Source organism: Gluconobacter sp. Gdi, assembly GCF_014132155.1.
Classification (GTDB): domain Bacteria; phylum Pseudomonadota; class Alphaproteobacteria; order Acetobacterales; family Acetobacteraceae; genus Gluconobacter.
Window position 1 is genome coordinate 1 of record NZ_BLJQ01000017.1, and the last position, 14,375, is coordinate 14,375.

A 14,375-nucleotide genomic window follows, 5' to 3' on the forward strand; every position below is an offset into this window, starting at 1 on the left:
CGGCACAGGCTGGCTGGAGACGGTGATGGAGCGATGACCCAGCCATTTGACAGGCATGGCCCCCTTCGGCGTCATGACCAGCGTGCCCGGCACGAGCGTCTCGACCGTGGCTTCCCCGTCAGGAGTTGTAAGCGCGGTGCCTTCGGCAAAGCATGTCGTATAGACCAGACCGCCATTGCTGTCAGACGACAGGGTATAGCCATACGTGCTGGCGTTTGGCACATTCAGCGAATACGTGCCACCGGTGGTGTAGAACGTGATGCCACTCGCCGTTGTGCTGACACTGGTGACGCTGGCCTGCGGGATGGACGCCAGTTCAATCGTGTCTGTGGGCGACCAGCCCGAAATGGTATTCGTCGGCATGGTCGTGCCACTAATAACCAGGTTCGCACCATCACCAGAAAGCAGGATGCTACCAGTTCCTGCAGTGCTATTCAAAACGAGCGTACCGCCGGAGGAAACAGTTTGAGTTCCTGCAATCAGGCCACCGGAAGAAATAACGGTCGTACCACCGGCTGAAATGACGGTGCCAGAAACGGTTGCACCGCTTTGGATGACCACTGTATTTCCCGAAGTGACGCCTAGGCTGGCAACATTATTATTGCTCCAGACGGCACCGCTATCAATAATGATGGTTCCGCCTGTACCGCTGCCAAATCCATTATTGCTGGGATTGGCGCCGCTCGCGATTTCCAGCGTACCGCCGTTGACCTTGTTAGCAGATCCTGTAGCCCCAGAGCCTAGGTAGAGTCGTGCACCGCTTTGAATAGAAACGCCCGACGTTACAGAGTTCGCACCGGACCCCGAAGCGATCAACTGCGCAGAACCTGATAGGGTTCCACCGTAAATCGTACCATAGTTGGTTACAGTGCCACTATAAAAGTAGCTGCTGGTCGCGCTCAGAACGCCCGCACTGGCAACCGTTGCGAGACCTGAGACAACAGCCCCGTCGCGCACATTAACTGTTGCGCCTGAATTCACGGTATTGATGTAGAGATTGGCGCCAGAAATGACGGTCTGCGTACCAATAAGGGTGGCACCAGAAGAAATGATGGTTGTACCGCCGGCAGAGAGAGGCGTTCCGGAAATTGATGCCCCACTCTGAATAATCAGCGTGTTACCAGAGGTAACACCCAGGCTGCCAACATTGTTATTGCTCCAGGTTACACCACTGTCGATAATAATGGTTCCACCGGTGCCGCTGCCAAATCCATTGTTGCTAGGGCTTGCACCACTAGCGATTTCCAGCGTACCGCCGTTGACCTTGTTAGCAGATCCTGTAGCCCCGGCACCCAGATATAGACGAGCACTACTGCCGACACTGACGCCGCTGATGAGGGACCCAGTATAAGCACTTAGGGCCGCGCCAGAGCCGGTAAGTGTACCGTTTGTCACGGTAGAGCCGGAAGAAACGTTGATCGTTCCTTCGAGGAGCGTACCTGAATTTGCCGTAACAGACGCGCCAGTGGCTACATTCCCGCCGCTAATAATCGCGCCATTTGCGGCGCTCAGAACGCCGCCGCTGAACGCATTAACTGCAAGAACCGTAGCACCGCTCGCAGCGCTGACAGTGCCGCCACTTGCGATATAGGGGTTATTGACTATTCCGCCTCCGGAAACATACCGGATGCCACCTTCCTGAATGACGCCTTGATAGGAGGAACCACCGCTGGAGATATAGTCCTTACCGCCACTACTGACCACGCCGTTACGGACGATACCGCCCGAAAGCACATATCGCTGACCGCCATTGTGCTGGTCCTGAGTGACACCGCCGCTCGAAACGGTTTCTACATCCCCGTAAACGAGGGTATTCGAGACCACCTGCCCAGAAGAAACGTTGTAAGTCGCCATCGCGTGTCCATCCTCAATCGTCAGCCACGAAGTGCAATGTGAAAGCGTGCACGCTCTGGCCACCTAAACTTCTTCACTGCAATTGCCCGTCATTTTTGTGTGGACAGCTACAAGGAGAGGAAAAAACAAACACTCTCCGAGTATGAATTCAAGCTTTTTTCTCCTGAGTATAGCGAGATTTATTAACGTTTATTTTATGAAATTCAGTCCCAACGCGTCCCAAAAAAGACAGTGCACATAAAAAATATAGAAATAATCATGATTTTTTAGATCTAAGGGTTTTTTGAAAGCTCCGCTGATCATTCTTTTTGTTATGAAAATAATTTTCGCCAGATGATTATTTTAAGACTCTCATAGGTACTGGATTCGGATTAAAATACAGAGATCTTAATTTGATCTTTTCTGAAAGGTGGGCGAAGTACCGGGGCTGGCTCAGAATTGAGCCCGGTGCTCATCATCTTAGGCTCAGGACTCATAGCCAGAAGATGACGGTTGCGGCGAGGCAGATGGCGGAGAAGAAGACGGTGGGGCATCTGTCATAGCGTGTTGCACCACGCCGCCAGTCCTTGAGCCTTCCGTACATAATCTCGATGCGGTTGCGTCTTTTGTATTTTCGCATGTCGTATTTGACTGGTTTTCCGCGGGATCTCCGTCCCGGGATGCAGGACCTGATCCCCTTTTCCTCCAGGGCATCCCTGAACCAGTCAGCATCATAACCCCGGTCCGCCAGCATCCATTGTGCCGCAGGAAGACTGTCCAGCAGAGCAGAGGCACCGGCGTAATCACTGACCTGTCCCGCCGTCATGAAAAAGCTCAGCGGTCGTCCGTTCTGATCGGTGACCGCATGGAGCTTGGTATTCATACCGCCTTTGGTGCGACCGATCAGGCGGCCTGGATCCCCTTTTTAGCCGCAGGCTCGAGGCCGTGCGATGTGCTTTGAGATAGGTCGCATCAATCATGATGGTCTGAGGCTCTGCCTTTCCGGCAGACAGGCCATCCATCATCCGCATGAAAATGCCCATGTCGCCCCAACGTTTCCAACGGTTGTAGAGCGTCTTGTGTGAGCCGTATTCCCGGGGCGCATCCCGCCAGCGCAGACCATTGCGGTTCACGAAAATGATGCCGCCTGACCGACCAAAAGCCTCCGAATGAGCCCCCTTCTGCTCGCAACGAAAAGTGAAACCCGTCACACAGAAACCGAAATCATCGTCCTTGATGCCCAAAATCAGGCATCAAGAGCTTCAATCAATAGATATTCGAAATCTTCATTTTTCTTGAGGCTTCTTATGAAAAAGCCTCAAAATTTTATCTTTTAAGCAGGCTGATTTGAACAGCCTGCTGTTCGGGAAAAGTCAGTTCTGTGGGGCGTGGTCGGCGGCGTCTCCTGCGATAGCAGCCGAGAGGATAGGCAGAATCACGGATGAAGGGTGGGCTCTATCGTGCCAGATAGTCTGGTGGGCGATGACTCTGGTGGCGGCGGTGCCCAAGGGTTCGCCAGTATTCGGATTGGGGGCGAATTGCGGATAGTCGCTCGATGAAATTTCCAGACGGATTTTGTGACCGGCTTTGAAGAGGTTGGAAGTTGGCCAAACTTTGATGTGATATTCATAGATCTGACCAGGAACGATTTCAGTTGGATTGCTCAGGGAGTCCCGGTAACTGGCTCGGATGATGCCATTATTGAGGTTAATGGCGCGCCCGTCCGGCGCAACATCAACGAGTTTGGCGGTAAAATCCGTATCTTTCGCATCCGTGCTGGCAAAGAGGTTAACAGTGATCGGGCCGGTTACGTTTACGGGATTTTCGAGGACGGGACTTGTATAGATGAGGATATCGGGCCGCTGTTCGATGGCGGATTGGTCAAACTGGCCTTGTGGGCCGGATGTCCAGGAGCAGCAGGAGTGCCCGCCGACGCTGGGAACGGGGTTTGCCGGATCATAGGTAAACTGGTCGGAGGCTGCGGTTTTTTTTATCGGCCTTGTGGAGAGAGAGCCATCACCCATTGAAGAATTCGCACGTCCGACGCTGCCAAGATACCAGGTGACGTATTGAGTGCCTTCGATAGGAAAGGATTTCGCGGTATGCCAGCGGTTTTCACCCATGGTGAAGTAATCGACCCGCGGGCCGTCAGAATAACCGTTGGCCTGACCTTTCAGAACGTGATCGAGAAACTGTACGGTCAGTTCGTTGACAGGACTGTTGGCGACAGCGCCGATGTCTTTTAAACGTGGGCTGATGGTGCCGTTGGGGCGTCCCCAGCCGATATGTTCCCAAGGACCTATAACGAGACGTTGGTTTTCGCGGGCTTCCGGCGTTCCACCGTCGGTACGCATTCCGTTGAAATTGTTGACAGCGCCATTGAGGAAGGAATCATACCAGCCATCGAAGGCAAGGACGGGAACTTTTACGCGGTCGTAATGGGTACGGATCTGGAAAGCTTCCCAATAGCTGTCGCGGGTAGAATGAGCGACTGCGTCGTAGAAATACGGAGCGACTTCCGGTTTATCGGGGTGGAGAGGCGGAAAGCTGCCGTAAGGGGTGTATGGCATCCAGACAGAGGCATTTTTGCCGTCTGCATAGAGCGATTTCGAGAGTTTTTTATCGCCACGGTTTGTAGCGGCAGACGAAGCGATGGTGTCGAGCATCCAAGGTTCGATGAAAGCGAGACGAAAGGCGCCATCCTCGTAGGTCCAGCCGTCATAATAATCATCACCCGTATTGGAAGGGACGATGGCTTTCAAAGCAGGGGGAGACGCGGTGGCGGCCAGCCACTGGGTGGCGCCAACATACGAAGATCCGTACATCGCGACTTGGCCGTCCGCACCGGGGAGTGTGGAGGCCCACTGCACGGTGTCGTAGCCGTCATTCCGATCGTAGCGATATTCGTAAAACGTGCCATCGGATTTTCCCTGCCCACGGATATCCTGCACGACGACGACATAGCAATGCGAGGCAAACCATTCGGGGGTCTGATAGCGGGCCGGCTGGATTTGAGCGGCGCTCTTTCCATACTGCGTCCGCATAAGCAGAACTGGCACTTTTTCAGCAGTTTTCGGGGTATAAACATCAGCACGGAGGACGGTTCCGTCACGCATCCTTGCGGGCACATCGATCTTCTTTGTTACGGCGCAGGAGCCGCGTCCTTCATCGTTCGGCCAGCCGGGCGTGGCTTGGGCTGAGGAGGTCACGGCAGACAGAGCGAGGCAGGTTGAAACGAATAGGGCGGAACGAATGGAAAACATCGAGCAAATCTCCGTTAAGCGGTCTAATGGGGTTAGGGCCTACTAAAATCCGGCGCTAAGGGAGGCGACGACGGCGAGGCCACCGGCACTGAGATAGAGCGGGGATGATCCGGCAATGGTTGTGCCGTAGACGCCGCGCGTGGCTTTCGCGTTGTTGGAAATACTCTGGAATCCGGACAAATAGTTTTTAGCGCCGATATTAACAACGTTGAGCTGGAATTGCGGATGTTGCACGAAGCCAATAGTGTTCATGCGATATCCCATGGTAATATTGGCAGTTTCGTAACCGGGAATTTTTTCGTCATTCATAAGGGTAGAATACTGGGAACTAACGTAGTTGAAGACGAAGTTTCCGAAGATATGACTATCGTCGTAGGATATCCCGGCAGCAGCAGAAAATTCCGGACTTTGGACGGCCCGTTTCCCTTTTGTCGGCAGGTAGTCGAGGCCTGAGGCGATATTGTTGTCTGTCGTGGCGTGGAGATACTGGGCGGAAACATAGGGGCTCCAGTGATGCCATGGGCGCAGACCGATTTCACCTTGTGCGCCACGAGAGGTTTTGCCGCCAGCCTCGATCGGTGATGGCAACGGGATGCCGTTGATGTATTGCGATGAGGTGATCTGGTTGTTGGTAATGTTGTAGTTGAACAGCGACACCGCGACATTGACGAGGCCGTAATGGCGGTAACCAATTTCCTCGCCGATAGAGTATTCGCCCTTGAGGGACGCCTGCTTCGACGCGGGATTCGGGCTGTTGGTAGAGAACACCTCGCCATACACCTGGACCGAGGCCGGGGCACGATAGGCCGTTGTTCCATCGACATAGATCTGATCATGCGGCGTAAGCTGATAGCTGATAGAGACCTGTGGCAAAGGCTGGGCATAGCTGGCTCCGACCTTGTATTTTGTGACCCCTGGAATGAGGTTCGTATTCCAGCGAGTTATCATCAGGTAACGTAGGCCAGCGTTAAGGGTCAGTTTGTCGTCAAGCAATTTCAGCGTATCGTCGACGAAGATTTCGTTCATCTGGTGTTTGAAGTTCATGTCGAGGGTCCGGTATTGCTGACCATTCGGCATGGTGACCATATATTTACTGTAATTATTGGCGATGCCGCCGGTGTAATTAACAGGCGCATAATAAATAGGCTCTTCGAGCGCAATATAATTATAGATATAACCGGCGCGAAAGGTGTTATGCCCAGCTTTCCAAGTCACGGCGGTGTTCAGGAAGCCGGTTTTCTGCGGCACCGGATTGATGCTGGAAGCCGTTGTGACGCCGTTGGTCTGGTACGGCATATTCAGGTCAGCGATACGCTGGTTTCCAAAATATGATCCGCTGTTTTTGATCGTAACGCCCCCATAATAGAACTCGGAATAGTTCATGTAGGCGGGGGTCAGGTCGAGGTTGACGTGTTCACTAAGTTTCAGCTTCACTGGAGCAATCAGCACTGTGGAACGTCTTTGATACTGCCGCAGGCCGACCCAGTTGGTGTTCCCGGGCCAGTATTCCTTCGTATAATTGAAGGAGTTTCCGTATTGTTTCCACTGGGCCATGGTCAGGGGGCGGTAGCTCGCCTGCTGCCAATTGTCATAAGAAAAAGTGAGGCCTGCGCTACTGCCGGTGCCCCATTCCTTGATGATTTTTGAATCAACATGGAATTTCCTGAACTGACCTGAGCCGCGCCACTGGTTGTTGGTCGTGGAGGAGAACGAGGCAAAGGCTTTGACACCGCTATGGCCGATTTCACCTGTATCGAGGCGAATATATTCGCGCTGGAGTGATTTGGATCCGAAACTGAAATCGACACTCCCTCCTCTCCTGTCCTGCGGCCCGCGCAGGGCGACGGTGACGAGACCACCCACGTCGTTATAGACGGGCGCGCCGATATCTGGCGCACCCTGTGCGACAGTCACGGACTGGATGTTGTCTGTGTCCACCATAGCCTGAGTATAAGGCGTGTAGTTGATCGAATCGTTGAGAGGAATTCCCTCATACAGGAAGCCGATCTCAGCCTGTTGCAGGCCACGGATAGACATCGCTGTGCTCGACTGACCCAGCGGGTCGGTGCTAGCAGAGATGACACCCGGCAGAGCCGAGATCATGGCGATAGCGTTGCTTGTAGGGGACTGTTTGGCGATAAAGTCGCGCGTAATGGTGCTTTGAGCCCGTGCGGCGGTCTGGCGAGCCATGAGGCCACCGCCGGGGGTAGTGTTAGTGACGCCGTTGGCGGTTCGCATGCCAGCATGTACTTCGACCATTTCCGTGCCGGCTGCGCTGAAGGGATGCTGTGGCTTCGGTTTCGCAGCGGCTTTAGAAGATACTGCGGCGCTCGCAGCGGCGGGCCGGTGCGAAGGCACTTTCTTATGGATTGGACGGGCATCCGCCGGGTCGGGTAGCGAGACGGAAGAAGCAAGAAGAACGGCCAGAAATCCGTTGGTTTTCCGCACGTGATGCTCCTGTGTAACGGGAGGGGAAGAGGCGAAACAGATCGTTGCTTTGTCAGAACGTTGTGGTCAAATTTTAATTTTTGCTGTTAGCTATAAATCCGATGAATAATATATCGCGGATCGATCTTAATCTGGCTCATGTGTTTCTAGCCCTGTGGCATGAGCGCAGTGTCAGCCGTGCAGCAGAACGGCTGTCTTTGACGCAACCGGCTGTCAGTTCGGCGTTACGGCGTTTGCGCGAAGCCTGCGGCGACGAGCTTTTCGTGCGCACACGGTATGGAATGCAGCCAACGGCGCATGCGGTGGCAATTGCAGAAACGCTTGAGATGAACGTGTCTTCTCTGCGCTCCTCGCTGGGGCTGCGAGGGCAGTTCGATCCGGCGTCTTCGTCCCGCTTCTTCATAATTGGAAGCGATGGGGGGCTGGATTATGCACTGGGGGGACGGCTTGTTGCACGTCTGTCGGCTGAGGCGCCGGATATCACGCTGACGTTTCGCACCGTTTCAGCTCCGGTTCTGGACGGGGCCCTAGGACGACGGGAGATTGATATGGCTCTGACTATCAGTTCCCTCACGCGACCTGACTGTGTCTCGTCACCTCTCGGATCATTCCGGTTTGTCTGTGTCTGGCATGCGGATTTCTGTATTTTACCCGAGCAGATGACACCTGAAGATCTGGAACGCTGTCGTCATGTGCTGGTTGAGACCGCGTCACGGCACAGTATTTTCGATCATCGGCTGCGGAGCATGGGCATCCGGCGCACTGTGAGGACGATTGTGCCGTCCTTCGGGCATCTGCCGACCTTCCTCTGTCAGCCGGACACCATTGCGATTGTTCCTGATTACATCGCTGAATTTTTTCTAATGACGAGTGGGTTACGGATTTCCTCTCTGCCGGAGGTTTTTGGAGCCCATGAGGTGCGGATGCTGCTACCGCGCAAGTCGGAGTACGATGCAGGTGTTGGCTGGCTTGAAGGGCTGATCCGTCAGGTAGTTTGAGAGCAGTTACGTGCTGCTAACCTAGATGGTTAGCATTTCATTCTCGTCATACCGGGTACGACTGAGCAATCACAAAAATACGCACAATGTCTAAAATTTCTATGGTTTTTTGGAAAAATTTCTCAACTTCAGGAATTTAGCAATAACAGGCTAACCCTTGATCAATACGAATTTTTAATGAGTTGTCTTGGGAGATATTTTCCCAAGACAACGTCCCAAATGAGTTACTTCCCTTCCCCATCTGGCAGCGCATAGGCGATAATCTCATCGCTTACATCAGGCGAATGGCTCATGCCACCCGCCGAAATCACGACATATTCTTTACCGCTTTTCGGAGAACGAAACACGAGAGGAGCCGCAGGCGCACCCGCCGGCAGACGAGCTTTCCAAAGCTCCTTACCCGTCAGCGAGTTCAGCGCCCGAAGATAATAATCCTGCGTGCCCGCAAAGAATACTATCCCAGACGCCGTCACCGTCGGCCCTCCAAGGGTCGGGAGGCCCATCGGCACCGCCATATGAGTCTTCAAACCCATGGGCCCTGTATCCTTCACCGTTCCCAGCGGAACCTGCCACAGTAGCTTTTTCGTATGCAGATCAATGGCATTCATTGTTCCAAACGGTGGCGTGTTGCACGGCACAGCGAGCGGAGACTGCAAGATATCAATCCGTACACCACGATAAGAACCAGCAACCTGTGGCCGCAACGTCCCCATGAAGCCGGGCACCTCGTCCATTGAAATCGTGTAGTGGGAAGCATTCTTTTCGTTCACGAGCATCATGCGCAAGGGCACGCGCATATCGTTCACAAACATCAGGCCCCGTGCCTCGTCGATGGCAATACCACCCCAGTTCATCCCGCCAAGAAGGCTCGGATACTCGATATAAGGTTTCTCGCCAGGCGGTGTGAACGGACCTTCATAGACAGAGTTGCGGAACATGATACGGCAGTAAAGCTGATCAAACGTACTCACGCCCCACATCGAATTTTCACTGAGCGGCTTATTGCCGATCCCGGGCATTCCGACAGAGAATGGCTGCGTCTTAGCCAGATGCTCGCCGTCCGCCGCTCCTTGCTGCGGCACGCTCTTCTCGACCACATCCGTCACCGGCACCCCGGTGCGACGGTCTACGACAAAGATATTACCCGTCTTGGTCGTCTGGATCAGAGCAGGAACCTTCTCTCCCCGGGAATTACTTACATCGTAGAGCACCGGCTGTGAGGGAATATCATAATCCCAGACGTCATGATGAACCGTTTGGAATACCCATTTTGTCTGCCCGGTAGCCGCATCAACTGCAACGATCGCTGCGCCGAACTTTTCTTTCACCGCACTGCGATCACCACCCCAGTAATCCGGTGGTCCCCCACCCGTCGGCAGATAAACAAGGTTCAGGTCGCGGTCATATGTCGGAATGGTCCAGACATTCGGCGTTTCCAGTGTGTAAGTCTTGGATGGATCTGTCGCGTTGGCATTGTCTGGATCACCGACATCCCACGCCCACGTCTGAGCACCCGTACGCACATCGAAAGCTCGCACGGCACCTGACGGCTCGCCATGCACAATATCGCGCACCCAGCCACCAATAACCGTCGTGTGACCCATGATGACCGGGATACCTGTAGGGTGATACCGTTTGCCGTTTTCAACCGGCCCCATACGAGGCTTCAAATCGACAATACCATTGTCACCAAATTTTGGACACAGCTTGCCAGTGTGCGCATCCAGTGCGATCAGGCGGGCATCAACCGTGTTTACAATAACACTCTGACGGCAAGGCGCATCCGGATCGACGGACTTCTCTTCGGCTGTCAGCGTCAGATCCCTGTCCGTGTCATAATAACCGACACCACGGCAACTGACATGCTCTGCGGAATGGGCATGCGGATCAAAAGTCCATAGGGCATGACCTGTATCGCCCTCAATCGCGGCAACCTTGTTTTCCGGCGTGCAGGAATAAAGAACATTCCCGATCTGCTGCGGCGTATTCTCATCAACGCCCGTACCGCTTCCGGTCACGCGGCGCCCCGTGTGATACACCCAGGCAACCTTCAGATGGCTTACGTTCTCAGGCGTGATTGCCGTGTACGGAACGTAACGCGTGCCATGCGCGTTTCGGCCGAAATATGCCCAATCATCTGGCACATTTTCACTCGCGACGACATCTTTCGTACGGCTCGCGACATCACTTTCGTTATGGATGGCGCCATGTGGCGTAAAGGCTTCAAGCAGCGTGACCACAAGAGCAAGCACAAGACCTGCACCACCGAAAACTCCGGCCTTACGAGCGACTGAGCTGACATTTGTAAGCGTTACTGTTCCCCACAACCCGAGCACACAGAGAACCGCTGGAACCGTCAGGCGCGGTAGCAAAGCCCAGTAACCGATTTCCGGCGTATCTACTAAAGCCCAGAGAAGTGTTGCGAGAAAGACCACTGCCGTTAAGGGCAGAGCCAGACGCTGTCGCAGAAACATGAGAATGCCAATAGCGACATAGGCAAAACCCGCGACAAAATAATAAAAGGAGCCTCCCAACAGCGTGAGACGTATTCCCCCTATTAAAAGGGCGACACCCACAAAAAAAATAATTATCGCAAACAGAATGCGAGATGCGGAACGTATGTCAGCTCCGACTTTTTCTGAAATATTACTATTCACGCCCCAATACTCCGCACAAATATCCTTCCGTCCATCAGGAAATTACCTTCTCTGAAATCGCACAACCTGATGTTAGTGCCTTATGTCTACAAACCCCGATAGGCTCAGATGACATAAAAAAAGCCAGAGCCCCCAAAGGCTCTGGCTTTTTCATTTCAGATCTGTGCCTTCAGCTGCGCTGTGGCTTGCGGGAATTGGCAGCGGCTACGCGCTTGCCCCACGCAACGAGCGCATCCGTGCAATCCGTCCGGTCGAGCTTGCATTCGATCAGTGTCGGTCCACGGGTGTTCTTTTTAGCCTTTTCAATGGCTTCAGCTAGCTCCTCACCAGTGGTGGCTTTTAAGCCGAGGCCAGACTTGCCGCTTGCTTCACCCGGCACACCACCGTTGAAGACGTTAACCAGCGCGGCATAATCCCAGTTCTGGATGTAGTTGTACGGCCCATCATGAATCTTGATTTCAATGACATAGCCATAATTATTAACCAGGAAGATGATAACCGGCAGTTCGTACCGAACCATCTGTGCGACTTCCTGAGCCGTAAGCTGGAACGAGCCATCACCGACCATCAGAACGTGCTGACGCTCAGGTGAACCCGCCGCATTCCCGAAAACGGAAGGTACGGACCAGCCGATGTGGCCCCACTGCATTTCAGATTCAACACGTGCACCTTCAGGAAGGTGCATCCGGGTCGCGTTGAACCAGGAATCACCAGTCTCTGCAAACAGCGTCGTGTTGCCATCCACCAAAGCATTGATCTGACGCGTCATTTCGTCGTTCGTCAGCGGGGCGGACGGATTGGCCGTCGGCAGAACAACCGGCTCGTAGCTTCCGGTCAGAGATGCAGGCTTATGGGGAGCCTGTGCCGTCAGAGCCTTGACGAACTCCTTCAGACGGAAGCCTTCGAACGTCTTGCCGTTAACCGTCACACGGTCCGGATTGACCTCCAGAACGTTTTCACCACGGATCAGGTCATTCCAGCCCACGGAGGAGTAATCGTTCCAGACAGGCGCCAGTGTGATGACGCCATCTGCACTTTTGACGACCTCTTCAGCACCCGGGCTGCTAACTTCGCCCCAATACACGCCACGGAAACCCGGATGTGTTTCCGGAAAGAAGCTTTTGGCCGCGCTCATGATCGTAACTGCGCAACCGAGTTTGTCGGCCAGAGCCACCGTTTCCTCAAGTGCTTCAGCCGCACGCAGTTTACTGCCGACAAGGATGACAACCTTTTCGCGGTGCGCAAGAAACTCTTCGCTCTCCTTAAGAGCGGCCTTCAGGCTGGCCTCGTCCGGAGCCGGATAAGACAGGAGGGAGTCCACCGGACCAGGGCGGGCACAAAGAGCCGCAGCCACGTTGCAGGAAATTTCCAGATAAGCTGGCTTCTTCTCACGCAGAGCCGTGCGGATCACGTGATCGATTTTGGCTGGAGCGGACTCCGCATCCGTGATGCTTTCGGCTGCGCAGGTGACGTGCCGTACCATTTCGAGCTGGTAGTTATAATCCGTCGTGCCGATCGTATGATGCAGCACCCGCCCCGAGCCATAATCGTTGGTATTGGGCGCACCAGAAATCACGATAACGGGCAAGTTCTCGGCATAAGATCCACCGAGGCCATTCATGGCAGAAATAGCGCCTACGCTAAACGTCACGACAGCTGCTGCTGCCCCTTTAGCCCGCGCATAACCTTCTGCGGAAAAACTGCAATTCAGCTCATTACAGCTGTAGATCTGACGCATGCCGCCATGTTCGAGAAGCTGATCCAGCAGGACGAGGTTATAGTCTCCCGCGACGGCAAAATGGTCTTTCAGACCGATCTGCGTCAGCCGTTCAGCGAGATAATGTCCAACAGTAAAGCTCATCACGAAATCCTCTGAGGAGTGTCTGTCACGACTCTCGGCAGACTGCTGGATAAAGTCCAATATATAGTTGAATGCATTTCCATATATGATACGTATGGATCATGGACCTACGCCACTTACGTTACTTCGTTGCCATTGCGGATCACGGGAGTTTTACTCGTGCAGCCGAAGCCCTGCACATCGAGCAGCCGCCGCTCAGTCAGCAGATCAAAGCACTGGAAGCGGAACTCGGCCTTTCCCTGTTTCATCGTTCCAGACGCGGTGCCACCTTGACCGATAGCGGCATACAGCTCCTCGCGAAGGCACAGCATATTCTTGCAATGGAACGCGAATTTTATCTGCTGGCGGGAGGCCTGGCACGAGGCGAACAAGGGCGACTACGTCTCGGCATGGCCGGCGCCGTCGCCCTCCTGCCCCTTATTCCTCGGGCCATCCGCCTCTTCCGGGAACGCTGGCCCGACATCGTCATCACCCTAGACGAGAGCAACACCCCTGCACTCTGCGAGGCTCTGCATGAACACCGGTTGGACATCGCGATCGTCCGCCCTCCAGCGCCGGACCCGCGCATTACTCTCCACCCCCTCTTTGATGAGCCCACCGTTCTGGCCATTCCAAAAGGACATCCACTGTCACAGCAGCACCGTATCCCGCTTTCGGCTGTGGCCGACGAACCGTTCCTGATTTTCAAACGCGAACTTGGCCCAGGCTTTTATGACGCTATCATCGCGGCTTGCCAGAAAGCAGGCTTTACCCCTCGTCTTGGTCAATCCACACCGCAGATTGCTGCGACAGTTCCCATGGTAGCCGCCGGAATGGGCGTTTCCATCGTTCCAGCTTATCTCAGCCAGATCCATGCTGAAGGTGCGACATTTCATCCCATTGATGGCCCCATGCCTCGCGCCTCTATAGCACTGGCCTCAAGCCAACCTGAACTCTCAGGGCCCAGCGCACGGTTTCATGCCCTTTTGCGTGAACTCGCCTGAAGTATCTCAATGATTGAGGTGCATTGATAGTCGCATGACTCTCGTGTCGATCTTCTTGATAATAGAAAAGATCCTGCCGTGACGGCCCCCCTGTTCTCAGGATAGGACATTCCTGAGAGCAAATTTACCTCATACGTACGATGGCAAGGATGACAGTAACCAACCCTATCGACACGCTGAATGGGTCCGCGCCCCCGCGTTCGAGACTGAAATGCGCGGAACATAGCCATCATTGACAGCAGAAGGTGTCCGGGCAGAATCCTTTAGTCCGTTAGATTAGAACCTGTTCTTCCTCACCAAAAAGAAATGACTGTTATCAAACAGGATTTCGA

7 protein-coding genes and 1 pseudogene are annotated in these 14,375 nt (G+C 54.1%); 2 read left to right on the forward strand and 6 right to left on the reverse strand.

What is annotated here, in order from left to right; genetic code table 11:
- The 4 genes and pseudogenes from JN414_RS15010 to JN414_RS15025 all read right to left on the reverse strand — a co-directional run.
- A partial coding sequence (locus JN414_RS15010) for a Hint domain-containing protein (RefSeq protein ID WP_202208603.1) occupies positions 1–1,854 on the reverse strand: 1,854 nt, incomplete at its 3' end.
- A gap of 472 nt (positions 1,855–2,326) precedes the next feature.
- Positions 2,327–2,978, reverse strand: a pseudogene (locus JN414_RS15015) (IS5 family transposase); the annotation flags it as partial.
- A 228-nt stretch (positions 2,979–3,206) separates the two neighbouring features.
- Positions 3,207–5,096 carry a CocE/NonD family hydrolase gene (locus tag JN414_RS15020; protein ID WP_202208604.1) on the reverse strand — a complete coding sequence of 630 codons (1,890 nt, stop codon included), beginning with the start codon at positions 5,094–5,096 and terminating at the stop codon, positions 3,207–3,209.
- A gap of 42 nt (positions 5,097–5,138) precedes the next feature.
- Complete coding sequence (locus JN414_RS15025) at positions 5,139–7,544, reverse strand: TonB-dependent receptor (RefSeq protein WP_202208605.1); 2,406 nt, start codon at positions 7,542–7,544, stop codon at positions 5,139–5,141.
- Between the two features lie 101 nt (positions 7,545–7,645).
- On the opposite strand from JN414_RS15025, the gene JN414_RS15030 reads away from it, so the two are divergent.
- Positions 7,646–8,542: a LysR family transcriptional regulator gene (locus JN414_RS15030; RefSeq protein WP_202208607.1), complete on the forward strand. Its 897-nt coding sequence runs from the start codon at positions 7,646–7,648 to the stop codon at positions 8,540–8,542.
- Positions 8,543–8,766: 224 nt separating this feature from the next.
- Here JN414_RS15030 and JN414_RS15035 read toward each other — a convergent pair whose 3' ends face one another.
- Both JN414_RS15035 and JN414_RS15040 read right to left on the reverse strand, forming a co-directional pair.
- Positions 8,767–11,199: a membrane-bound PQQ-dependent dehydrogenase, glucose/quinate/shikimate family gene (locus JN414_RS15035; RefSeq protein ID WP_202208609.1), complete on the reverse strand. Its 2,433-nt coding sequence runs from the start codon at positions 11,197–11,199 to the stop codon at positions 8,767–8,769.
- Between the two features lie 169 nt (positions 11,200–11,368).
- Positions 11,369–13,060 (reverse strand): alpha-keto acid decarboxylase family protein, encoded by a 1,692-nt coding sequence (locus JN414_RS15040; protein WP_202208610.1) that lies wholly within the window; start codon positions 13,058–13,060, stop codon positions 11,369–11,371.
- Between the two features lie 101 nt (positions 13,061–13,161).
- Here JN414_RS15040 and JN414_RS15045 point away from each other — a divergent pair, with 101 nt between their 5' ends.
- Complete coding sequence (locus JN414_RS15045; RefSeq protein ID WP_202208611.1) at positions 13,162–14,043, forward strand: LysR family transcriptional regulator; 882 nt, start codon at positions 13,162–13,164, stop codon at positions 14,041–14,043.
- Positions 14,044–14,375: the final 332 nt, after the last annotated feature.

Bases quoted from the DNA above. Each gene is read 5' to 3' on its own strand.
- JN414_RS15040 (WP_202208610.1), bottom strand. From the start codon at position 13,060: ATGAGCTTTACTGTTGGACATTATCTCGCTGAACGGCTGACGCAGATC.
- JN414_RS15020 (WP_202208604.1), bottom strand. From the start codon at position 5,096: ATGTTTTCCATTCGTTCCGCCCTATTCGTTTCAACCTGCCTCGCTCTG.
- JN414_RS15045 (WP_202208611.1), top strand. From the start codon at position 13,162: ATGGACCTACGCCACTTACGTTACTTCGTTGCCATTGCGGATCACGGG.
- JN414_RS15030 (WP_202208607.1), top strand. From the start codon at position 7,646: ATGAATAATATATCGCGGATCGATCTTAATCTGGCTCATGTGTTTCTA.